The sequence below is a fragment of the Sphingomonas kaistensis genome, assembly GCF_011927725.1.
GTDB classification, from domain to species: Bacteria; Pseudomonadota; Alphaproteobacteria; order Sphingomonadales; family Sphingomonadaceae; genus Sphingomicrobium; species Sphingomicrobium kaistense.
The window spans coordinates 846,663-869,221 of the sequence record NZ_JAATJC010000001.1; the positions used below are offsets into that span (position 1 = coordinate 846,663).

A 22,559-nucleotide genomic window follows, 5' to 3' on the forward strand; every position below is an offset into this window, starting at 1 on the left:
AGTTCGACATGCCCGCCGGCCTCCTAGCGGAGGGAAGGCAAGGCGACAATTCACCGCCGATGAGCGTCGGTGACCTGGCCTCGGCGGTGAAGCGGACGGTGGAGGACCGCTTCGGGCGAATCCGGGTGCGGGGCGAGATCTCCGGCTGGAAGCGGCACAGCTCGGGCCACTGCTATTTCACGCTCAAGGACGACAGCGCCTGTATCGACGCCGTGATCTGGCGCGGCCAGGCCGGCAACCTTGCCTTCCGTCCTGAAGATGGCGCGGAGGTGATCGCGACCGCCAAGATGACCACCTATCCGGCGCGCTCCAAATATCAGCTGGTGGTCGAACGGATGGAGCTGGCGGGCGAGGGCGCGCTGATGGCGCTGCTCGAGCGGCGCAGGAAGGCACTCGCCGCGGAAGGGCTGTTCGATTCGGCCCGCAAGCGCCCGCTGCCGTTCATGCCGCGAGTGATCGGAGTCGTCACCAGCCCGACCGGCGCGGTGATCCGCGACATCCTCCACCGCCTGGAGGATCGCTGCCCAACCCATGTCATCCTGTGGCCGGTCCCGGTGCAGGGCGACGGCGCGGCGGGCAAGATCGCCGGCGCCATCCGCGGCTTTGCAACGCATGCCGTCCGGCCCGACCTCATCATCGTCGCGCGGGGCGGCGGGTCGATCGAGGACCTGTGGGCCTTCAACGAAGAGGAAGTGGTGCGCGCCGCCGCGGAATCGCCGATCCCGCTGATCAGCGCGGTCGGGCACGAAACCGACACCACGCTGATCGACCATGCGTCCGACCTGCGCGCGCCGACGCCCACCGCAGCGGCCGAGCTGGCGGTGCCGGTCCGCGCCGAGCTGCTCGCGCTGCTCGACGAACTATCGGCCCGCAAGCGCCGCTGCCTTGGCAAGCGCGCCAGCGATGCGCGCGAGCGGCTGGCGCTGACCGCCGGGCGCTGGCCTGCCGCCGACACTTTGCTCGGCCCCAAGCGCCAGCGGCTCGACGATACCGCCGAACGCCTGCCTCGCGGCCTCGCCGCCCGCGCCCACAAGGCCGAAGCGCTGATGAACCTTACCGCCTCGCGCCTTCGGCCTGACCTCCTCGCGCAGAAGCTGGCGCGGGCGAGCGACCGGCTCGCCGCCTCGGCCAAGATGCTTCCGCTGGTCCATCCCGACCGCCCGCTCGGGCGCGGCTTCGTGCGGGTCACGGCGGCGGCGGATGGCCGGACCCTGACTCACGCAGCCGATGCCCGGGCCGCGGGCAGCCTGCTGCTGCGGTTCGGCGACGGCGAACTGCCGGTCAGCGCCGAAGGCGCCGCACCGCCGCCGGCACCGCCCGCGCCGGCCAAGGTTGAGAGAACTTCCAAGCGCGCCTATGTGCCCCCGCATCCCAATCTGTTCGACTAGGAAGTGAGACGACCATGCTGATGGCTGGCACCGGCCGGGAGGCCAGGATCAATTACATGGCCGGCACCTTTCGCCTGCTGTCGGACGGCGACCATGTTCGCTGCGCGATGACCGGCGTCCGGATCCCGCTGGAGGCCCTGCGCTACTGGAGCGTCGCGCGGCAGGAACCCTATGTCGATGCCGCCGCCTGCCTCGCCGCCGAGGAGCGCGCGGGCCGCTAGCTGATCCGGCGTCCGCGCACGCCGCGCTGGTTGTTGATCCGCAACACGTAGCTTCCCAGCGCACCCTTGCGGATGGTGATCGGCTGGCCGGCCGCGGGCGGATCGATCGCTTCGGACGCCTCGGTGGTTTCCCACACCGCGCCGCCGTCGACCACCATGCGATACTTGCCGTAGCCAAGCGAGCGCCAGTTGACGATCTTGGTCTCGAGCCGGTCGTCGGCCTCGTTCTGGCTGGTGTCGCCGGTGAAGAAGGGCAGCTTGGGAAGCGCGAAACCGAAGAGGTTACGGCGCACGTCGCGCATTTCTCGGCGGTTCACGACCTGGACGTCGCCCGCCGCCCGGGCCTTCAGGAGGGCGCCCGCGGTCGAATCATAACAGGCCAGTCTGCGGGCCGCGTCGCGAAGGCCGACGCAGGCGGACAGCGAGGACAGCGCATCGGAATCCTTGGCTGCCGGCTGTGCCCCGGCCGCCGAGCCAACCAGTGCCATTCCAACGAATGCCTTGTAAAACAAGCGCATATCCCAAATCCCCTGCTTTGCCTTGCGCCTAGGATAGGCCGTCAGGGGCTTCTGCCAAGCTGTGGCGTCGGCGCCACAATCCTTGCGCAAAGGTTACGATCGGCCTTCCGCTCCGTTGCCTTGTCACTCGTCTGTCTCATAGGAGAACTCGCCTAAATGCTAGCAGGGCGTGCGTTTCAACGCGTGCGGTTAAGGGGAATAGAATGTCCAAAACGATTTTTAAGGGTGCGCTGCTGACCGGGACGGTCCTCGCGGGCCTGTCGGTCGCGAGCCCAGCTTTTGCGCAGACCGCAACGCCGACCAACACGCAGGGCAACTTGCCGCCGGCTCCTGCCGACGATGAAAACCTTCCGGGCGGCGTGCAGTCGAGCGAATCCGCCGGCGCAGCCGAGCCGACCTCGTCGAACGAGATCGTCGTCACCGGCACCCTGATCCGTAACCCGAACCTGGTGGCCTCGGCCCCGGTGACCGTGGTCGGCCAGGAAGAAATCCAGCTCCGTCAGACCAACGTCGCCGAGGAAGTGCTCCGCACCATCCCGGGCGCGGTTCCGTCGATCGGCAGCAACGTCAATAACGGCAGCGGCGGTGCGGCGTTCGTCAACCTTCGCGGCCTCGGCTCCAACCGCAACCTCGTCCTCCTCGACGGCGTCCGGATCGCTCCGGCCGGCCTCGGCGGACAGGTCGATCTCAACAACATCCCGCTGTCGCTGGTCGATCGCGTCGACGTCCTGACCGGCGGCGCTTCGTCGACCTACGGCGCTGACGCCGTGTCGGGCGTCGTCAACTTCATCACTCGCAGCGATTTCGCGGGCATGGAGCTGTCGGGTTCCAACCAGATCACCGAGCGCGGCGACGGCAACGTCATCCGCACCGACCTGACCATCGGCGCCAACTTCGACGGCGGCCGCGGCAACGCGGTCCTCAGCCTCGGTTACATCGAGAGCGATCCGGTCTACTTCGGCGGCGATCGCCCCTTCTCGCAGGTGACCCTCGAATCGTACGACGAATTCTTCGTCGCCGGCCAGGGTTCGTCGACCACGACCCCGTCGCGCTTCGACATCGGTGGCGGTCGTACCCCGCAGCAGGTCGGTCCTGACGGCACCGGCATCCAGAACTACTATGCTGCGTACAACTTCAACCCGTTCAACGTCTTCCAGACGCCGTTCAAGCGCTACAACATGTACGCTGCGGGCCACTTCGACATCACCGACAACCTGACGGTCTACAGCCGCGGTCTGTACAGCAACAACACCGTGTCGACGATCATCGCGCCGTCGGGTGTGTTTGCTTCGACCGTCACCGTTCCGGTCAGCAACCCGTTCCTGTCGGCCGCCCAGCGCACCTACTTCTGCGCCAACGCCGACTTCAACACGGCCGTCGCCGGCAACCAGACCATCACTGCGGCCGAGTGCGCCGCGGCGACCACGGCGCTGTCGCCGACCGACGCGGCTTACCGCGAGTTCACCTTCGGCCTGCGTCGTCGTACGCCGGAAGTCGGCCCGCGCGTTTCCGAGTACAACACGCAGGTGTGGGACTTCCGCGTCGGCGTGCGCGGTGACATCACCGACCGGATCGGCTTCGACCTCTTCGGTTCGCGTGGCCAGTCGGAAAACAACAGCTCGATCCAGAACTACGTTCTGCTGAGCCGTGCCCGGCAGGCGATCCGCGCCACCAGCACCACGCAGTGCCTCAACTCGGCCAACGGCTGCGTTCCGATCAACATCTTCGGCGCTCCGGGAACCCTGGGCACCGACGCTGCGCTCGACTTCCTCAGCGACGATGCGACCACCGTCGTCTCGACCTCGCTGTCGCAGGCTCGCGGCACCATCAACGGTGACGTCGGCATCACCTCGCCGTTCGCCGGTGAGCCGATCGGCTTCGCCGTCGGTGCGGAATATCGCGACTACGGCGCCCAGCAGCGTTCCGACGCCCTCGCCAAGACGGCGGGCGAACTCGGCGGCGCCGGCGGTGCGGCTCCCGACATCCTCGGTGGCTACAACGTCTACGAAGGCTTCGCCGAAGTCATCGCGCCGCTGGTTTCGGATCGTCCGTTCTTCAACGAACTGACCGTCGAAGCCGGTATCCGTCGCTCGTCCTACGCGGTCGACGCTCCGGGTAACCCGAAGTTCAAGACCACCACCTGGAAGGTCGCCGGTAGCTGGGAGCCGATCTCGGACCTCAAGTTCCGCGGCAACTACCAGCGCTCGGTCCGCGCACCGAACATCGGTGAGCTGTTCAGCCCGGTCTCGACCGGCCTGACCAACCTCGGCACCGACCCCTGCGCCGGCGCCGCTCCGGTCACCAACGCCAACCTCCGCGCGATCTGCATCGCGCAGGGCGCTGATCCGTCGGTCATCGGCACCATCAACAACCCGACGGCTGGCCAGGCCAACGTCACGGGCGGCGGTAACCCGTTCGTCCTCCCCGAAAAGGCTCGCACCTGGACGGTCGGCGCGGTTCTCCGCCCGAGCTTCCTGCGCAACTTCTCGGCGACGGTTGACTACTACAAGGTCCGCATCACCGACGCGATCAGCTCGCCGACGCCGCAGGATCTCATCGCGGCCTGCTTCGGCTCCACGCCGACCAGCCCGCCGGCCAATGCCTCGCTTCCGGCCTGCACGATCATCCGTCGTAACCCGGTCTCGGGCGCGCTGGACGGTCCGCCGGACACGACCTTCGGTCTGTTCTCGCCGCTGTCGAACCTTGGCCGCATCAGCACCGACGGTGTCGATGTCACCGCCAACTATCGCCTGACCCTCGGTCAGGTGATGGGCACCCAGGCTCGCCTGAACTTCTCGTTCGGCGGCAACTGGACGCGCAGCAGCAAGTTCCAGGCGACCCCGTCGGCCATCAACCGCGAATGCGTTGGCTACTACTCGGTCAACTGCGGCTCGATCCAGCCGAAGTACAGCTTCACCCAGCGCACCACCCTCGGCCTCGGTGCCGTCGATGTCTCGCTGCTGTGGCGCTACATCCACAAGACCAAGCTCGAGCCGGCTCAGCTGGCGGCTGACCTCGCTGCGGCGCAGGCTGATCCGACCAACTGCCCGAGCCCGCTCGGCACGGACGCTGGTGGCTGCATCATCGATGAGCGCTTCCGGTCGATCAAGGCGTACAACTACTTCGACCTGACGACCCGCTTCAACGTGACGGACAACTTCCAGTTCACGGTGACGGCGCTCAACCTGTTCGACAAGGATCCGCCCGTCGTCGGCGGCACCGTCGGCACCACGACGTACAACGGCGGTAACACCTATCCGTCGACCTACGACGCTCTGGGCCGTCGCTTCGCCGTTGGCGCTCGCGTCAAGTTCTAAGCGAATATACGGTCCACCTTCGGGTGACCTGAAGGAAGCGGGTCCCGGGAAACCGGGGCCCGTTTTCTTTTGTCTGGAGTTCGCGCCGTGGACGACGTCCAGGCGGGAGCGAGCCTTAGCTCAGGGGAGTAGGGGCTGGGGCAGGGTCAGGCGGATGCCGGCATGGTCGGCCATCCGCTCCGCCCAGCGCAGCACGATCTCGAGTTCGCGAGCGTGAAGCGCGGCACCGCGGTCTTCCTCCGCGGCCCGGGCCGCGGCATCGAAGGCCCGCCCGTCCTTGCTGTGCGAGGTGAACGCCGGCCCCCTCGCGATGGCCTCCGCATCGAGATCGAGCCCGAAATGCATTCCCAGTGCGCCCAGCGCGGCGGCGGGCCGGTCCATCAGCCGGCTGCTCTCCAGCGTCCGCACGTTGTCTGGGAATTTCTCCGCCAGGTCGGCGAACAGGGCGTGCTGGGCGAGCCAGCTCAGCGCCGCCACCTGCAGGTCGGTGAGGCGGAACAGCTCTTCTTCGCTCAAACCGAACCGCGCCACCAGTCCGAGACGGGTCAGTTTCCAGAACAGCTCCCGGACCCACAGCCTGCCCTCGATCTCCTTGCGCGCGATCGACCCGACAAAGGCCGGGAGCCGGGCATGGAGGAGCAGCAGGCGCATCTCGGGCCGTAGCGCGAGCATGAGCGGCGCCAGGGCATTCACGACATTGCTCGGCTTGACCACCGTGCGTTCACCGGGGGCCAGCGGGCGGGCCAGCGCATGCAGCGCCGCGTCCATGGTTGCCGCCACCTGCCGCCCGTCGGCACGGCGCAGGGTCAGGCCGGCGACATCGTTGAGGATCGCCGGCTCGCTATAGCCCGACGACAGGCCGGGCAGGTCGAGGCTCCGCAGCAGCAGCGTCGAGCAGCAGAAGGCCGAATGAAGGATCATTGCCGGTGCCGGCCGCGCGCTGTTCGCCGCAAGGGCGACGAACTCCGCCCGCGCCATGTCGTGGCTCGGCCCGGCTCCTACCTCCTCATCGGACAGGAAGGTGATCTTGCGGTGCTGTTCGCGGGGGAACCAGCGAAAGCGCAGGCGGTCCCGGTCCTCGACGTAGCGGTGGGCCAGCCAGCGGCCGTCGGCGGGATCGAGGGGCGCAGTCGGAGCCATCGCCACCGATGTGCCGCCGCGCGGCGTGGCGGGCAAGCTTCTTGACCCCGAACGGCCGGGCTCGCATCCTTTGGCCGATGTCCGCCTCCGCTTCCCTGTCCGATCAACGCCTCGCCCGGGCCATGCAGGCGCAGGCCCAGGGGCAGGATGCCGTGGCAGCCCGGCTGCTGTCCGAGGTGCTCGCCAGCGATCCCGGCAACCCCGTTGCCCATAATATGCTCGGCATGGCGGCGATGGCGCGGCGCGACCCGGCCGCGGCCGCGGGGCATTTCGAACAGGCCCGCGCCGCCGCCCCCGACAGCCTGCCGGTCCTCGCCAACCTCGCCGGTGCCTATCGCGCGCTCGGCCGCGCGGACGAGGAAGGGCAGGTACTCGAGGCCGCTCTCGCGCTCGACCAGCGCCATCTCGCCACCTTGATCCGCCTCGCCGAATGGCACGAGCGCCGCGGCCAGACCCATCAGGCGACCCAGCGCTGGGTCGGCGTTGTCGCCCTCAGCACCTCGGTCGCCGACCCGTCGCCCGCGCTTGCCGAACGCTTCGCCCATGCGCGCGGCGTGGTCGCCGCACAGACCGACGCCCTGTCCTCGGCGATCGATGCGGCCCTCGAGGAGCAACTCGCCGCCGCCAGTCCGCAAGAGCGCCGGCGCACCCTGGCCGCGTCACAGGCCATGCTCGGCCGCCGCCCGATCTACACCAATCATTGCGAGGGGATGCATTTCCCCTTCCTGCCTGCGGACGAATGGTTCGACCGTGAGCACTTCCCGTGGATGGAGGCGCTGGAGGCGCACACCGCTACCATCCGCGACGAGCTGGTCGCACTGCTGCAATCGGACGACGATCATTCGCGCCCCTATGTCGAACAGGCGCCGGGAACGCCCCACAACAAGTGGTCGGTGCTCGACCGCCGGAACGACTGGAGCGCGATCCACCTGTGGCGCGAAGGGGTGCGTGACGAGGTGCTGTGCGCCAAGGTGCCGGAAACCGAACGGCTGATTTCCGCGCTTCCGCTGTGCCGCATTCCCGGCCGTGCGCCGACCATTTTCTTTTCGCTGCTCAAGGCCGGTGCGCACATCCCTGCCCACACCGGGGTGACCAACACGCGGGCGATCGTCCACCTGCCGCTGATCGTGCCGCAAGGCTGCGATTTCCGCGTCGGCGGGGAAACCCGGCCGTGGGTGGAGGGCGAGGCCTTCGCCTTCGACGACACCATCGACCACGAAGCCTGGAACCGCAGCGACAAGGATCGCGCGGTGCTCATCTTCGACGTCTGGAATCCGCACCTCAGCGCCGTCGAATGCAAGGCCGTCACCTCGATGTTCGAGGTTGCCGACCGGGCCAGGAGCGACCAGCCCTAGGCCTCTGCGGCGACCTCCCCGGCGGGGGTCAGCACAAGCGCCCCGTCGCCCTCGTCTACGCGGACCTGCTGCCCGTCGCGCACCCGCCCGGCGAGGATCGCATCGGCCAGCGGATCCTGCAGATAGCGCTGCACCGCACGCTTGAGCGGCCGCGCGCCATAGACCGGGTCATAGCCGACCCGCCCGAGCCACGCCTTGGCCGCATCGGTGAGGTCGAGCACGATCCCGCGCTCCTCCAGCAGCTTGCCGAGGCGCTTCACCTGAATGTCGACGATCGGCGCCATGTGGCTGGCCGACAGCCGGTGGAACAGGATGATGTCGTCCAGCCGGTTGAGGAACTCGGGCCGGAAATGCCCGCGCACGACCTCCATCACCTGAGCCTCGACCTGGTCCGCCGGCTCGTCCTCGCCGAGGTTCGCGAGATATTGTGAACCGAGGTTCGAGGTCAGGATGATCAGCGTGTTGGTGAAATCCACCGTCCGCCCCTGCCCATCGGTCAGGCGCCCGTCGTCGAGCACCTGCAGAAGGATGTTGAACACGTCGGCATGGGCCTTCTCGACCTCGTCGAACAGGACGACCTGATAAGGACGGCGCCGCACCGCCTCGGTCAGCGTCCCGCCCTCCTCATAACCGACATAGCCCGGAGGAGCGCCGACCAGCCGGGCGACGCTGTGCTTCTCCATGAACTCGCTCATGTCGATGCGGACCATCGCGGCGGGATCGTCAAACAGGAACTCGGCCAGCGCCTTGGTCAGCTCGGTCTTTCCGACGCCGGTCGGCCCGAGGAACAGGAACGAGCCCAAGGGCCGGTTCGGATCCTGCAGGCCGGCCCGCGCGCGGCGGACCGCGGTGGAGACTGCCTTCACCGCTTCGGCCTGGCCTATGACGCGCTTGCCGATGATGCTTTCCATCGCCAGCAGCTTCTCGCGCTCGCCTTCCATCATCCGCTCGACCGGGATGCCGGTCCACCGCGACACGACCGAAGCGATGTCCTCCGCGGTCACTTCCTCGCGCAGCATGGCATTGGCCTGGCTGTCATTGGCCTCGGCCAGCTTGCGCTCCAGCTCGGGGATCAGCCCGTATTGGAGTTCGCCCGCCCGGCCGAGGTCGCCGCCGCGCTGGGCCTGCTCCAGCTCCAGTCGAAGCCCGTCGAGCTGCTCCTTCAACTTGCCCTCGGCGGCGATCTTGTCCTTGTCGCCCTGCCAGCGCGTGGTGAGTTCGGCCGACTGTTGCTCGAGGTTAGCCAGTTCGCGCTCGAGGATGACCAGCCGGTCGCGCGACCCCTTGTCAGTCTCCTTCTTCAGCGCCTCCCGCTCGATCTTGAGCTGGATGATCCGACGGTCGAGATTTTCGATCTCCTCGGGCTTGCTCTCGACTTCCATCCGCAGCCGCGAAGCGGCTTCGTCCATCAGGTCGATCGCCTTGTCGGGCAGGAAGCGGTCGGAAATGTAGCGGTTCGACAGCGTCGCCGCCGCGACAAGCGCCGCGTCGGTGATGTTGATGCCGTGGTGAAGCGCGTACTTGTCCTTGAGCCCGCGCAGGATCGAAATGGTGTCCTCGACCGTCGGCTCGCCCACGAACACGGGCTGGAACCGCCGCTGCAGCGCCGGGTCTTTTTCGACATGCTTGCGATATTCATCGAGCGTGGTCGCGCCGATGCAGTGCAGCTCGCCGCGCGCCAGCGCCGGCTTCAAGAGGTTGGAGGCGTCCATCGACCCCTCGCTCTTCCCCGCGCCGACCAGGGTGTGCATCTCGTCGATGAACAGGATGATGTCGCCATCGGCCTGCCGCACCTCGTCGAGCACGCCCTTCAGCCGCTCCTCGAATTCGCCGCGATATTTCGCACCCGCGATCAGCGAGCCCATGTCGAGGCTTAGCAACTGCCGATCCTTGAGGCCGTCGGGCACATCGCCATTGGTCATGCGGATCGCGAGCCCTTCGGCGATCGCGGTCTTGCCGACGCCCGGTTCACCGATCAGCACCGGGTTGTTCTTGGTGCGACGGGCGAGCACCTGGATGGTACGGCGGATTTCCTCGTCGCGGCCGATGACGGGATCGAGCTTGCCCTCGCGCGCCGCGGCGGTGAGATCGCGCGCGAATTTCTTCAGCGCGTCATAGCGATCCTCGGCGCCCTGCGTGTCGGCGGTGCGGCCCTTGCGAAGTTGTTCGATGGCCGCATTCAGCGCCTGCGGCTGCACGCCCGCACGGGCCAGCGCGTCGCCGACTCCGCTGCCCTTGGCGAGCGCGAAGGCCAGCAGCATCCGCTCAACGGTGACGAAGCTGTCGCCGGCCTTTTGCGCCACTTCCTGCGCCTGATCGAGCAGGCGGATGGTGTTACCGTCGAGCGCCGGCGCCGAGGTCGCGCCCGATCCGGTGACGGCGGGCTCCTTCGCGACCAGCGCGTCCACTTCGCGGCGCGCGGCGCGTGGATCGCCACCGGCGGCCTGGATCAGGCCCGCGGCCATGCCCTGATCGTCGTCGAGCAGCGCCTTCAGCACGTGGGCAGGAGCGATCCTTTGGTGGTTCTCGCGCACCGCAATGGTCTGCGCGGCCTGGATGAAACCGCGCGAGCGATCGGTGAACTTCTCGAAGTCCATGAGTGTGAGTTTCCCCTCTCTTCTTCAGGGGAAGATAGTGTTGCTCATGAGCAACACAAGAGTGTTTGAGAAATCTTGCGCTCGCGGGGTCAGAGCGGGGCCAGCGGGTCCTTGACCGGCAGCGTCGACACGGTTTCGCGCGGCTTGAGCGACGGTGTCGCGCTGATCGTCGCCGCCGTGGTCGCCGTCTCCACCGGGCCGAGCCCACCGACCGGCGCGGCGGCAAGCACAGGCGCTCTCACCTCCACCTTGGGGCAGGCGAGATGGCCGTGGTCGTCACGGCCCCAGGTGCGATATTTCCAGCTGTCCACGTGGAAGCGCATCTTGGCGTAGAAGCCGAGGCCGGCATTGAAGCGCGGACCCTGGCGCTGATGCTGGGAGCACAGCCGCCCGATCATCGCCTCGCGGCCGATCGGCTGCAGCGGGACGAAGTCGATCGCGCTCATCGACCGGTGGACGCTTTCCGGCGCGCCGCCGGCGCAGCGATTGAGCGCGGCGTTGCGGAACACGCTGACCGGCTCGACTGGGCCCACCGCGGGAACCACATAATCGCGCACGTAGCGGAGCGTGTTGACGATATTGGCCCACTCGTCCTGCGGCGGCACCTCGAAGGGCTCGGCCCCGCAACGCCGCCAGTCGCTGGCGGTGCGCAGTAATTGCCAGGTCGGCGCGACGTAAGACACGCCGCTGCCCGTAAGATAGTCGTGGAACAGCCGGACCTGTCCCGCCCGCCAAGGATTGCTGGCGATCCAGCTGCGGTAGCCGGGTTCGTCCTGCCCCGCCTCGACATAATCGGCGGTCGGGTTGAACGGCGCCGGATACAACATCGGCTGGGCCGCCGCCGCGGCGCCGGACGCCGGCTGCGCGGGCGCAGGGGCCGCCAGGGCCGAGGCAAACAGGAGCGTGAACAGGCGCCGCATGGAGACAGGATAACGCCGCTCTTCTTGAAAAGACACTGAACGCCACTCACTTCGCCGTGCATGAGCACTCAGCCGATCCACGTCGACCTCCCCCACAAGCTCGGAAAGACCGAAGCGCGGCGGCGGATCGCGGACAATATCCACAAGCTCACCAGCTTCTTTCCGGGCGGCGGAAGCGTCTCCCACCAGTGGCAGGGCGACCGGCTCGACCTCGACATCGCCGCCATGGGCCAGGCGGTCACCGCCCGCATCGACGTCGAGGAAGCCGTGCTGCGTGTCCACGTCGCGCTGCCCGGCCTGCTGGGGATGATGGCCAAGCCGATCGAAGCCGCGCTGCGCAGCAAGGGCAGCGAATTGCTGCTGGAAGACCGCAGCAAATAAGCCCGGGCGGGTGGTGGATTGCCACCCCCCGCCGACGGTGACAGGTTGGCGGTGGAAGGAGAAGGCCCATGCGCCACATCGCCATCGTCGGCTCCGGTCCTGCCGGCTTCTACACCGCCGAAGCCCTGCTCAAGTCGGGCGACGCGACGATCGACATCATCGACCGCCTGCCGGTCCCCTATGGCCTCATCCGCTTCGGGGTGGCCCCCGATCACCAGTCGATCAAGGCCGTTTCCCGCCGTTATGAAAAGGTCGCGCTGACGCCCGGCGTCCGCTTTCTCGGCAACGTCCACCTGGGCGCCGACGTCTCGTCCGAGGAATTGCTGCATTATTACGATGCGGTGGTGCTTGCGACGGGCGCCCCGCTCGACCGCCGCCTCGGCATCCCGGGTGACGATCTTCCCGGCGTGGTCGGCTCGGCCGCCTTTGTCGGCTGGTACAACGGCCATCCCGATTTTGCCGACCTCGCCCTGCCGCTCGACCAGGGCGACGCGGTGATCGTCGGCAACGGCAATGTCGCGCTCGATTGCGCCCGGATCCTCGCCAAGACCCCGGGCGAGTTCGTAGGCTCCGACATCGTCGCCCATGCCTTCGAGGCGCTGGGGTCGAGCGCGATCCGCGCGATCACCATCCTCGGACGGCGCGGCCCCCACCAGATCGCGATGACGCCCAAGGAACTGGGCGAGCTCGGCCACCTCGAGGCGGCGGCGCCGCTGGTCGATCCCGACGACTTCCCGCCCGCCGGCACCGACGCTGCGCTCGACCCCGGCCAGCGCAAGAGCGTCGAGCTGCTGCGTGGTTTTGCAGCAAGCCCGCCCGACGGGTCGAAGCCGCGCACCATCACCTTCGATTTCTTTGCCAAGCCGATCGCCATCGAGGGCGAAGGCAGGGCCGAACGGGTGATCGTCGAACGCACCGCGCTCGGCCCTGATGGCCAGGCCCGCGGCACTGGCCAGACCTATGCTATTCCCGCCGGCCTGGTGATCAGCTGCATCGGCTACGCGTCACCGCCCATCCCGGGCGTCCCATACGACGAGGCGCTCGGCCGCTATCCGAATCGCGACGGCCTGGTCGAGGAGCGCATGTTCGCGGTCGGCTGGGCGCGGCGGGGACCGACCGGCACCATCGGCACCAACCGTCCCGACGGCTTTGCGGTGGCCGAGGCGATCGACGCCGCCTTCCCGCCGGGGACGACCGACACCGGCCGCGACGGCCCCGCCGGGCTCGACCGCCTGCTCGCCAGCCGCGGCTGCGATCCGGTGCTGTTCGCCGACTGGCAGAAGATCGAAGCCGCCGAAGTCGCCGCAGCCCGCGCCGGTGCCCCGCGCGAGAAGCTGGTGCGCGTGCCCGACCTCCTCAAGGCCAGTGGGCATTAGGCGCTTGCGTCCCCGACACCTGCCGCCTAAAGACCGCCCCGCCTTGGTTCCTGCCTAACAGCAGGTTCCGGTCGGGGAGTAGCTCAGCCTGGTAGAGCACTGTCTTCGGGAGGCAGGGGCCGGAGGTTCGAATCCTCTCTCCCCGACCATCTTTTCACCCTAGCGAGCGCAGCCGGCGCCGCAGGGCCTTGTCGAAGTCGTTCAGCCGGAAATTCTGCGGATCGTCATGTGCCTGGGGAAGGCCGTGATCGATCGTCGCATGCTGCGCGGGGATCAGCCATGATCCCGCACGGACGCTGAGCGCGATATACAGCAGCGCCAGCCGATCATATTGCGTCCGGCTGAAGCCCGGCTTCGGCGCGATGGCGTCGTTCCAGCCCTCGATCGCCGGGTCGCGCCGCCGCGGCATCACGGTCTCGATATGGAGGAACAGCCCCTTGGCCGGGAGCCCGATCACCCGCGTTTCCAGCTTGGTCGCGCGCCACGGCCGGGACAGCGGCTGGCCGACAAGCACCTGGCCGATACGATTGAGGAACAGGTGCGCCACCGGAAACTTCTCCGGGTCGGCATTGGCCGGGAAATAATAGGCGAAGCTGTTGACCTTCGCGTCTCGGTCGACGTCGGCTGGGAAGGGATCATCGCCGTAGTAAGGCGTGCTGGTATCGTGGATGACGAAATAGCGGGCCAGCGGCGCGGCGGGATCGCCGTCGCGCGCCCGCGACACCGGCGCGTCGAGGCCGCCGATGTCCATGTTCTCGGCGGCGAGGAGCCGCGCCACCATCGTCTTGTCGGGGAGGGCGCTGCGACCCTCCAGCAGCGGCGCCAGGCCCTTTGGCAGGCGGCTTGGCGCGGGGCCGAGCACGCCGCGCTTGCCGACCGGGGTCATCAGGCAGCGAGCCTGTTCTGCCGGGCTTCCGGCAAAGCTCAGCGCCGCCGTCTCGAACCGGCACAGGCCGACCACGGGCGGCGTCGGCGGCGGCGCCGCCTGAACGACCTGGAGCAGCGCCCCGGCGAGCAGGTGGCTCCACCCCACCTCGTCAGCGCGCCCGGATGAATGCGCGCACGTCGCGGCTCAGCTTCACCCGGTCCTCGTCTCGGACGTACATCATGTGGCCCGCATCATAATATCGGAACTGCACCCGGTCCTGCGGCACGCCGGTCCGGGTCAGCGCATATTCGGCGGCGAAGAAGGGCGTCGCGAAATCGTACCAGCCTTGCGCCACGAAGGTGCGCAGGCCGCTGTTTTCGCGCATCGCCTTGCCAATCCACGGCGTCAGGTTGAGGTAGGCGTTGGCGTCCCGGCCGCCGATCCGCCAATCCCAGTCGCGCCCGATGCTGCCGATCGACTGGTATTCGCGGTCGGTCCGGAACCCGAGCGTACCGCGCTGCCACTGGTTGACCGCCGACGTATAGCCCGCGTCGATGCCGTAGAAGCTCGGATCGTTGTCGGGAGACTCGCCGGCGTTGTCGAAGTCGCGCCCGGTGTAGCGGCTGTCAAGCCGGCCGACGGTCAGGCCCCGGTCGCGCAGCAGCTCCTTGTAGAAGCGGTCGGGGGTCACTCGCAGGTCGGCCCGCTCGAGAAACGCTTCGCTGAGCCCAGTCAGCTGGGCCAGCCGGGTCCGCACTGCGGCGCGTTCCTCGGCGCTGGCCCGCTGCCCCTTGAGGAGGAAGCTGGCATAGGGGCCGATCGCATATTGCCGCGCGGTTTCCGCCAGCGCTGCCGGGCTCTCGGCGCTCGCCTTGCCGTGATAGAGCGCGGTCACCGCCATCGACGGCAGGTTGGTGATGTAGCCAAGCTCGTTGCCGGGCGCGTCGGATCCGGCCGCAAAGTCGAGCACGGTCGAGATCAGGATCAGGCCGTTCAGCCCGACATCGTTGTAGGTCGCTCCTTCAAGCTGGTTGACCACCGCCGCGGTGCGGCTGGTGCCGTAGCTTTCCCCGCCCAGATACTTGGGGCTGCCCCAGCGATTGTTATTGCCGAGCCAGCGGCGAATCACCTCGGCGACCGCGCGGGCATCCTGCTGGACGCCGTAATAGTCCTTCGGATCGCCGCCCGGCAGCAGCACCGAAAAGCCGGTTCCGGGCGGATCGATGAAGACGAGGTCGGTGACGTCGAGCAGGCTGTCGGGATTGTCGAGCAGCGGGTAGGGCGGCGCGCCGTCGTCGCGCGCGTCCGACGGGATGGCGACCCGCTTGGGCCCGAACGCACCCATCTGCAGCCACACCGAGCCGGAGCCCGGCCCGCCGTTGAACAGGAAGGTCACCGGCCGCGAGGGATCGCGCGGTTCCTTGATGTAGGCGGTGGTGACGATCGCCGCGTCGGGCACCCCGTCCTTGTTCTTGAGCAGGGTTTCGCCGATCGTCGCGGAATAGGCGATCCGCTGTCCGCCGAAATTCCCGCTGTGCCGGGTGGTGACAGTCTGCGGCTGGTAGGCCCGGGCTTCCGCCTCCGCCTTGTCCTTGTCCTGCGCTGCGGCAGGAACGGCGCCGAGCGCGAGCGCCGCCGCGGCAAGGTAGAGATGCTTCATTGTGGATTGGCCCCCATGGATCGGGGGCCATCATGCCGCGGCGGGAGCGGAGCGCAAGCCACGCCCCCGCCGCGGTTGACGGTTTAGCGGCTCAGAAGCCGACCCGGACGCCGCCGTGGACGCTTACTTCGTTACCCTGGTCCTTGCCGGCGGTGGTGCTTCCGGCAACGTCGAGCTGGATGTTACGGGCGATCTGGGCCGAGGCACCGCCCGAGAAGCGGGTGTAGAGGCCGGTGTCGCGCTCACCCAGGCTGAAGCGGTTGACGATGGTCGGGCTCGACACCTGCGAGAAGACCAGGGTGCGGCTGTCGCCGTCGAAGTCCTTTTCGAGCATCGCCGCGGCATAGGGACGAAGGCTGCTTCCGCCGGCGGAGAAGTCGCCGCGAAGCTCGAGGCCTGCGCCGCCGACCAGCGCCGAATAGCGCTGCGACCCGACGTTGAGGCGAAGGGCGCCGTCACCGGTTTCGGTATAGCCGTCGACCTTGGCCCGGGCGTAGTCGATCGACGCGACCGGGCCGACCCGGAGCGGCCCGACATTGGCCAGGAAACCGACCTTGGCACCGGCGATCAGGTGACTGCCCTCGGGCTCGGCGGTCAGCGTATCGATCACCGCCGCGCGGCGGATGTCATAATCGGTGCGGCCGTACCCGGCATGGCCCTGCGCGAAGACCGGGCCGAGCGCGTAGGCGGCGTAGATGCCGCCCTGCCAGCTGTTGCCGTTGAGGCGGGCGCTATTGTTGGCCAGCCTGGCCTTGCCGCGGCTGATGCCGGCAGCGAAGCCGATCAGGCCGTTGCCGCCGAAGCCGAATTCGGCCCCGGCGGTGGCGCCGACGCTGTCGACGTCGAAGGCATCGGTGACAAAGCTGTTCTCGATGTCGCGGCTGAAGCTGTCGCCCATCACGAACAGGCGGGCGCCTTCCAGCACCTCGCCGTCGCGCGGCGAACCGAGGTCCATCCGGCTGTTGAGGGTCCGGCCGAACTGGCGTGCCTGGTCGAGCGCCAGGTCGCTGGTCGCGCCGAGATTGAGCGGCGCCTGCAGCTGGCGCTGCACATATTGCCCGACCACTGCGAAGCCGTCGGAGCTGAGGTGCAGGGCGTCGACGTAGAACAGGTAGCCGTCGCAGCCGCTCAGCACATTGGCCTGGGTCGGTGCGCAAACGACGCCGTTGGGCAGGCCATAGGCCGCGCCATTGGCCTGGATCGATCCGAGCACCGCGCTGAGGTCGAGATAGTGGACCACCACGCCGCGCGACGCATAGCCGGCAAGCGTCTGCTGCAGCGCATTGTTGTAGGTGGTCGAGAAGGTGTTGCGGACCGCCTGGGCCGACGGATTGGTGGCGACTTCCGGCAGCAACGCGGTGTTGCCGGCAAGGAAGCTGATGGTCGGCGCGCCAGCCGCGACCAGCCGGTCAAGCTGGGTCCGGCTCGCGGCGATCGCGTCGTTCACCGTGAAGCTGCCGTAGAGGCCCTGCTGGAAGTAGCGCGCGTCGTTGCCACCGATCGACACGGTCAGAAGGTCGCCCCGGCCAAAGGTCGGAACGCCATTGGGGAAAGCGCTGGCCTGCGTTCCGACATTGAGGAAATTGTCGACCTCGAACTGGAAATCGAACGTGGTCGCCGGGGCACCGCGAACGGCGCTTGCACCGCCAATGGCGAAATTCTCGACCGGCGCGCCAAGCAGCAGCGACAAGGTGTCGATATAGTTCGTTCCGCCCGAGAAGCGCCCGGTCGGGTAGATCCCGCCCTGGAAGGTCGCCGGGTTGAGCCCGGTCAGCCGGAACAGGTTGCCCGTGTCGGCATAGCTGTCGCCGAACGCCACGATACGGGTGATGCGCTGGGCATCGGCGGGAGCCGCGAACCCGAGTGCGAGTGCGGCAGTGGCCCCGAGCAGGGCGCGAGCGCCAAGACGCTGAATCATGTGTGTTTCCTCCCCGGCCAAACATGGCCCCAGGACACAGCTATGCCTTCGCTGGCCGCGCGGTGACAAGTGGCCGCGGCGCAACAGTGAGGCTAGAGCCCGAGCCGCTCGCGATGGTCGGCGTCGAGGAGGTCGTGAAACTCCGGATGACGCTTCATGTAGGTGGCGTAGAAGCTGCAGGCGGGGACGACCTGCAAGCCTTCGTCCCGCGCCCAGTCGAGCGACGCCTTGGCGATGGCCGACCCGATACCCTGGCCTTCGTGATGCGGGGGCACCACGGTGTGCGGGAACAGCACCTTGCCGTCGCGCAGCCGATAATCGGCAAAGGCGACGTGGCCGTCGTCGAGCCGGAGCTCGAAGCGTCCGGCGGCCTCGTTGCGGATCACCTCTCTCATCCGACCACCAGCCCGCGGCATTCGCCGAGCCCGATCGGGACGAAGCCGTCGGCCTGGGCCCGTGCGGTCAGCACCAGTTCGTCGCCATCCTCGAGGAAGCTGCGGGTCTCCCCGGTCGGCAAGGTCAGCGGCTCCTTGCCGCCCTTGCTGATCTCCAGCAGCGATCCCAGCCCGTCGGACGCGGCGGTCGACAGCGTGCCGGTCCCGATCAGGTCGCCGGGCTGGAGATTGCAGCCGTTGCAGCTGTGATGGGCGATAATCTGCTCCACCGTCCAGTACATCGCATCGCTCGCCTGGCCCTGGCTCAGGCGATGCGGCGCCATGCCGGCGTCGCGCATCGCCTGCGTGGTCAAGGCCGCGCCCACGGTCAGGCCGAGGCCCGGCCTGGCCGACCCGCCGGAGAGATAGGGCAGGGGCTCCGGGTCGCCTTCCGGCCGCGCGAAGCCATCGACCATGAACGGCGCCAGCGCCTCGGGCGTCACCACGAACGGCGACACGCTGGTCAGGAAGTTCTTGGCCAGGAACGGGCCAAGCGGCTGATATTCCCACGCCTGCAGGTCGCGCGCCGACCAGTCGTTGAGCAGGCAATAGCCGGCGATCGCCTCCTCGGCCTCGTCGATCGGGATCGCCTCGCCCAGCGCATTGCCCGGGCCGATCCAGACGCCGAGCTCCAGTTCATAGTCGAGCCGGCGCGACGGACCGAACACCGGCGCATCGGCCTCCGGCGGCTTGCGCTGCCCGCTCGGGCGCACCACCGGCTGGCCCGATACGCGGACGCTGGAAGCCCGGCCGTGATAGCCGATCGGCACATATTTATAGTTGGGAAGCAGCGGATTGTCGGGGCGAAACTGCTTGCCGACATTGGTCGCGTGATGGATGCCGACGTAGAAGTCGGTGTAGTCGCCGATGATGGTCGGCAGGTGCATGGTCGCTTCCGACTGGCCGATCAGCGCGGGATCGACCGCATCGCGATAGGTCTCGTCGGACAGCAGTTGAGACAATCGCTGGCGAAGCGCGACGCGCGGGCCGCGGCCGAGTGCCAGGAAGGCGTTCAGAACTGGCTGGCGCAGCTCCTCTACCCAGACATCGCCGAGCGCCTCGGCGATCGCCGGCAGGTCGACCAGGAAATCGCCGATCGCGACCCCCGCCACCCGCTCGCGCCCCTCGCTGGAGAAGATGCACAGGGGCAGGTTCTGCACCGGGAAGTCGAGGTGGCCATTGGCGCTGTCGACCCAGCTGGTGCGCGCGGGATCGTGGGTGTCGTCGATCCTCATGGCAGGCGCGCCTTGGGGAAGTCGGCCCAGGCCGCGTCATAATCGGGCTGCGCGCGGCTCAATGCTCCTTCCGGCACCTCGAACGGCCAGCAGCTTTCAACCATGAACGCCATGGTCCCGTCGATCTTGTGGGGTTTCAATTCGGCCTCGCTCGCCTTGCGCCAGGTTTCGACGTCGGGGCCGTGCCCGCTCATCATGTTGTGGAGGCTGAGGCCGCCGGGCTGGAAGCCTTCGGCCTTGGCATCGTAGGCGCCGGTCAGCAGCCCCATGCATTCGCTCATCACGTTGCGGTGGAACCACGGCGGGCGGAAAGTGTCCTCGGCCACCATCCAGCGCGGCGGGAAGATGACGAAGTCGACATTGGCGCGGCCGACCATGTGCGAGGGCGAGGTCAGGACGGTGAAAATCGACGGGTCGGGATGGTCGAAGCTGACGGTGCCGATCGCGTTGAAGTGCGCCAGGTCGTAGCGGCAGGGCGCGAGATTGCCGTGCCATGCGACCACGTCGAGCGGGCTGTGGTCGAGCGTCGTCTTCCACAGTTTGCCGCCATATTTCTGGATCATCTCGGTCGGCTCGTCGCGATCCTCGAACCAGGCGACCGGCGTTTCGAAATCGCGCGGGTTGGCAAGGCCGTTCGCGCCGATCGGCCCGAGGTCCGGAAGGCGGAACGGCGCCCCGTAATTCTCGGCGAGGTAGCCGCGCGCCGAGCCGTCGGGCAGCGCGATCTTGAACCGGACGCCGCGCGGGATCAGCGCGATCTGCCCGGGCGCGATTTCGATCCGGCCAAGCTCGGTCAGCAGGTCGAGCCGGCCCTCCTGCGGAAGGACCAGCAATTCGCCGTCGGCGGACACGAACACTCGGTCGAGCCGCTCCCTGTTGGCGGCATAGAGGTGCACCGCCACGCCCTCCAGTTCGGCCGGCGAGCGGTTGAAAACGGCGGTGGTCAGGCCGTCGATGAAGTCGGTGCCGGGGGCGGGTTCGGCCAGCGGGTCCCAGCGCAGGCGGTTGGGGGCAAGCGGCCCCGAGGCGCGGCATTCCAATCCTGCCGCGCCCTCGTAGGGAGCGAACGGCCGGTGGTCCGCGCTCGGGCGCAGGCGGTACAGCCAGGAGCGGCGGTTCTCGTGCCGTGGCAGGGTGAAGGCGGTGCCCGACAATTGCTCGGTGTAGAGGCCGAAGGCCGGGCGCTGGGGAGAGTTGCGGCCCTTGGGCAGGGCGCCGGGCACTGCCTCGGTGGCATGATGCCCACCGAAGCCGGCCACATAGGCGGGAGAGGAGCTGGTCAGCATGGACCGGCTTTAGGCCGGAGGGGCGGGGGAGGGAAGCTGCGACCAGCCGCCCGCCCCCGCCCGAAGGATCAGTTGACGTTGACGTTGATCGAATCGGGCACCTTGATCTCGGTCTTGGAGCCGCCGAACGTGCCGTTCGAATAAAGAAGGTAGCCGATCGCCAGCACCGCCAGCAGCACGATGACCGCAATCAGGCCGCTGCTTCCGCCGCCGCCGCCCGTGTTCACCACCGTGGTACGCTCGACCACCGGGCCATCATCGATTCCATCGCGATTGAGATCGGCCATGTCATTCCCCTTGATTGTTGTGGCGAAACGAACGCTGCGAGCGACGAACCGTTCCTGTGCGACGTCGGTTTAGTGGTTAACCGCGCGCTTCTCGGCATCGGCGTCGCGCAAGGGATGGCAATCGAAGCGGCCGCGGATGGCGCGATTGAAGTAGGCACCCTTGGACGATGCGGCGGCGAATTCCTCCGCCACCTCGGCCGGCACGCCGAGATACAGATAGCGGCGCCCGGTCGCGAGGCTGAGTTCGAGCGCCCGATGCTCCGGCCAGTAAAGCGCGCCGACGATGAGGCTGCTGTCCATCAAGGGCGCCAACGCCGCGCGGCGCAGCGAGACTCGCCGCGTGCGATGAAGGGATTCAAACGCGAGTCGAACCGCTATGCTTAACCGCTTGGTAATTGCGTTGGGTCTAATTGCATCCTTAATGGGGGTAATGGCGGACGCATGGACGGCAGCTTTGCAGCAGGCATGATTGCGGATCATGAACAGGACGACCCGGCGGTCGCGATCGGCACCGACGAGCGCCGCATGCACGTGCGCGCCTACAATTACTGGAGCTCGCTGCTGGCCGGCCGCGACTTTCCCTCGATCGAGGATCTCGACGGGCGCGACGTGTCGGACTTTGCCGACCACAGCCTGTTGCTCGACTTCACCGCCAGTTCGGACAATCCGGTCACCAGCTTCATCGGCGCCGCACTGCGCGCCGAATGCGAGATCGGCGACGAGGTCCAGACCATCGCCGACGTGCCGCCGCGCTCGCTGCTCAGCCGGCTGACCGATCACTGGCTGCAGATCGTCGCCAATCGCGCCCCGATCGGGTTCGAGGCGGAATTCACCAACCAGCGCGGGCACGACATCTGTTACCGCGGAATCCTGATGCCCTTCTCCTCGGACGGGGAAACGATCGACTTCATCTATGGCGTGATCAACTGGAAGGACGGCATCGCCGCGCCGACACCGGTCCTGACGCTGGTCGCGGAGGACGACGTCCTCGACCTCGTCGACGGGATCGAGCCGGAAGCGGAGGACGCGCCGCCCGTGCTGGGCGAGGATGCCGGTCTTGCCGACCGCCTGTCCGCCGCGCGCGAAACGGTCGAGGTGCTGAAGGCCGCCGACGGACGGAGCCGCGCGGCGCTCTATCGCGCGCTGTCGCTGGCCTATGATTTCGCGGTCGCGAGCCGGCGCGTGCCGGACGATTATGCCGAGCTGCTCGACGACGCCGGGATCAAGTCGCAGGCCCGCGCGCCGATGACGCCGATCGTCAAGCTCGTGTTCGGTGCCGATTACGACAAGGCGCGGCTGACCGAATTCGCCGCAGCCCTTGCCCATGCCGAGCGCTGCGAGGTCGATTTCGAGGGCTTCCTTCCCTTTATCGAACAATTTCCCGGCAGCCTCAAAGGGCTGGTCGCGGCCGAGCGCGACGCCCGCCGGCCCGATCGGCGCAGCGACAATCGCGCCGACAAGGCCCGCGTCCTGCTTCGCGCGGCCAATGCGCAACCGCTCAGCGCGCTTGCCGGAAACGACGAATTCACGCTTGTGCTGGTCCGCCGTGACGCCACCGGCAAGGTCGAGCCGGTCTGCGCGGTTCCCGATCTCAACCTGCTCGAAAAGGCCTTCCGCCACCTCAGCTGACGGCCCGCGACCGGCGCCGCGGGGTTGTG

At 68.0% G+C, this 22,559-nt stretch carries 19 protein-coding genes and 1 tRNA gene; 8 read left to right on the forward strand and 12 right to left on the reverse strand.

All coding sequences use genetic code 11. From position 1 onward, the window contains the following. Window positions 1-8 precede the first annotated feature (8 nt). The gene (gene xseA / locus GGQ97_RS04145; RefSeq protein ID WP_245197874.1) at window positions 9-1,388 is read left to right on the forward strand and encodes an exodeoxyribonuclease VII large subunit; all 1,380 of its coding nucleotides are present in this window, start codon (window positions 9-11) and stop codon (window positions 1,386-1,388) included. Between the two features lie 14 nt (window positions 1,389-1,402). Further along, complete coding sequence (locus GGQ97_RS04150) at window positions 1,403-1,609, forward strand: DUF2093 domain-containing protein (RefSeq protein ID WP_168067773.1); 207 nt, start codon at window positions 1,403-1,405, stop codon at window positions 1,607-1,609. Here GGQ97_RS04150 and GGQ97_RS04155 read toward each other — a convergent pair. Beyond that, window positions 1,606-2,097: a hypothetical protein gene (locus GGQ97_RS04155; protein ID WP_168067774.1), complete on the reverse strand. Its 492-nt coding sequence runs from the start codon at window positions 2,095-2,097 to the stop codon at window positions 1,606-1,608. The two genes, GGQ97_RS04150 and GGQ97_RS04155, sit on opposite strands and share 4 nt — an antisense overlap. A gap of 233 nt (window positions 2,098-2,330) precedes the next feature. Between GGQ97_RS04155 and GGQ97_RS04160 the strand changes: the two genes are divergently transcribed. After that, window positions 2,331-5,444, forward strand: coding sequence for a TonB-dependent receptor domain-containing protein (locus GGQ97_RS04160; protein WP_168067775.1), 3,114 nt, complete (start codon window positions 2,331-2,333; stop codon window positions 5,442-5,444). A 120-nt stretch (window positions 5,445-5,564) separates the two neighbouring features. Here GGQ97_RS04160 and GGQ97_RS04165 read toward each other — a convergent pair whose 3' ends face one another. Next, the gene (locus tag GGQ97_RS04165; RefSeq protein WP_168067776.1) at window positions 5,565-6,584 is read right to left on the reverse strand and encodes a hypothetical protein; all 1,020 of its coding nucleotides are present in this window, start codon (window positions 6,582-6,584) and stop codon (window positions 5,565-5,567) included. A 77-nt stretch (window positions 6,585-6,661) separates the two neighbouring features. Here GGQ97_RS04165 and GGQ97_RS04170 point away from each other — a divergent pair, with 77 nt between their 5' ends. After that, the gene (locus GGQ97_RS04170; protein WP_168067777.1) at window positions 6,662-7,939 is read left to right on the forward strand and encodes an aspartyl/asparaginyl beta-hydroxylase domain-containing protein; all 1,278 of its coding nucleotides are present in this window, start codon (window positions 6,662-6,664) and stop codon (window positions 7,937-7,939) included. Here GGQ97_RS04170 and clpB read toward each other — a convergent pair. Further along, window positions 7,936-10,536, reverse strand: a complete 2,601-nt coding sequence (gene clpB, locus GGQ97_RS04175; protein ID WP_168067778.1) for an ATP-dependent chaperone ClpB — start codon at window positions 10,534-10,536, stop codon at window positions 7,936-7,938. The two genes, GGQ97_RS04170 and clpB, sit on opposite strands and share 4 nt — an antisense overlap. An 89-nt stretch (window positions 10,537-10,625) precedes the next feature. Then, window positions 10,626-11,456, reverse strand: coding sequence for a D-Ala-D-Ala carboxypeptidase family metallohydrolase (locus GGQ97_RS04180; protein WP_168067779.1), 831 nt, complete (start codon window positions 11,454-11,456; stop codon window positions 10,626-10,628). Between the two features lie 60 nt (window positions 11,457-11,516). On the opposite strand from GGQ97_RS04180, the gene GGQ97_RS04185 reads away from it, so the two are divergent. The 3 genes from GGQ97_RS04185 to GGQ97_RS04195 all read left to right on the forward strand — a co-directional run bounded on the left by GGQ97_RS04185 (window position 11,517) and on the right by GGQ97_RS04195 (window position 13,362). Next, window positions 11,517-11,837, forward strand: coding sequence for a polyhydroxyalkanoic acid system family protein (locus GGQ97_RS04185; protein ID WP_168067780.1), 321 nt, complete (start codon window positions 11,517-11,519; stop codon window positions 11,835-11,837). A gap of 68 nt (window positions 11,838-11,905) precedes the next feature. Beyond that, the gene (locus GGQ97_RS04190; protein WP_168067781.1) at window positions 11,906-13,213 is read left to right on the forward strand and encodes an FAD-dependent oxidoreductase; all 1,308 of its coding nucleotides are present in this window, start codon (window positions 11,906-11,908) and stop codon (window positions 13,211-13,213) included. A gap of 72 nt (window positions 13,214-13,285) precedes the next feature. Then, window positions 13,286-13,362, forward strand: a tRNA-Pro gene (locus GGQ97_RS04195). Window positions 13,363-13,367: 5 nt separating this feature from the next. Here the strand turns inward: GGQ97_RS04195 and GGQ97_RS04200 are convergent. The 8 genes from GGQ97_RS04200 to GGQ97_RS04235 all read right to left on the reverse strand — a co-directional run bounded on the left by GGQ97_RS04200 (window position 13,368) and on the right by GGQ97_RS04235 (window position 21,201). After that, the gene (locus GGQ97_RS04200) at window positions 13,368-14,246 is read right to left on the reverse strand and encodes a hypothetical protein (RefSeq protein ID WP_168067782.1); all 879 of its coding nucleotides are present in this window, start codon (window positions 14,244-14,246) and stop codon (window positions 13,368-13,370) included. Window positions 14,247-14,250: 4 nt separating this feature from the next. Further along, complete coding sequence (locus GGQ97_RS04205; protein ID WP_168067783.1) at window positions 14,251-15,741, reverse strand: S10 family peptidase; 1,491 nt, start codon at window positions 15,739-15,741, stop codon at window positions 14,251-14,253. A 91-nt stretch (window positions 15,742-15,832) separates the two neighbouring features. Beyond that, window positions 15,833-17,659 (reverse strand): autotransporter domain-containing protein, encoded by a 1,827-nt coding sequence (locus tag GGQ97_RS04210; protein WP_168067784.1) that lies wholly within the window; start codon window positions 17,657-17,659, stop codon window positions 15,833-15,835. Window positions 17,660-17,751: 92 nt separating this feature from the next. Continuing rightward, window positions 17,752-18,045, reverse strand: a complete 294-nt coding sequence (locus tag GGQ97_RS04215) for a GNAT family N-acetyltransferase (protein ID WP_209022784.1) — start codon at window positions 18,043-18,045, stop codon at window positions 17,752-17,754. A 5-nt stretch (window positions 18,046-18,050) separates the two neighbouring features. Next, the gene (fahA, locus tag GGQ97_RS04220; RefSeq protein ID WP_168067786.1) at window positions 18,051-19,328 is read right to left on the reverse strand and encodes a fumarylacetoacetase; all 1,278 of its coding nucleotides are present in this window, start codon (window positions 19,326-19,328) and stop codon (window positions 18,051-18,053) included. Then, window positions 19,325-20,614: a homogentisate 1,2-dioxygenase gene (gene hmgA / locus GGQ97_RS04225; RefSeq protein ID WP_168067787.1), complete on the reverse strand. Its 1,290-nt coding sequence runs from the start codon at window positions 20,612-20,614 to the stop codon at window positions 19,325-19,327. Before hmgA ends, fahA begins: the two co-directional genes overlap by 4 nt. Window positions 20,615-20,682: 68 nt before the next feature. Then, complete coding sequence (locus tag GGQ97_RS04230) at window positions 20,683-20,901, reverse strand: hypothetical protein (RefSeq protein ID WP_168067788.1); 219 nt, start codon at window positions 20,899-20,901, stop codon at window positions 20,683-20,685. Between the two features lie 69 nt (window positions 20,902-20,970). Next, window positions 20,971-21,201, reverse strand: coding sequence for a KTSC domain-containing protein (locus GGQ97_RS04235; RefSeq protein ID WP_168067789.1), 231 nt, complete (start codon window positions 21,199-21,201; stop codon window positions 20,971-20,973). A 165-nt stretch (window positions 21,202-21,366) separates the two neighbouring features. Here GGQ97_RS04235 and GGQ97_RS04240 point away from each other — a divergent pair, with 165 nt between their 5' ends. Next, the gene (locus GGQ97_RS04240; RefSeq protein WP_245197876.1) at window positions 21,367-22,530 is read left to right on the forward strand and encodes a PAS domain-containing protein; all 1,164 of its coding nucleotides are present in this window, start codon (window positions 21,367-21,369) and stop codon (window positions 22,528-22,530) included. Window positions 22,531-22,559: the final 29 nt, after the last annotated feature.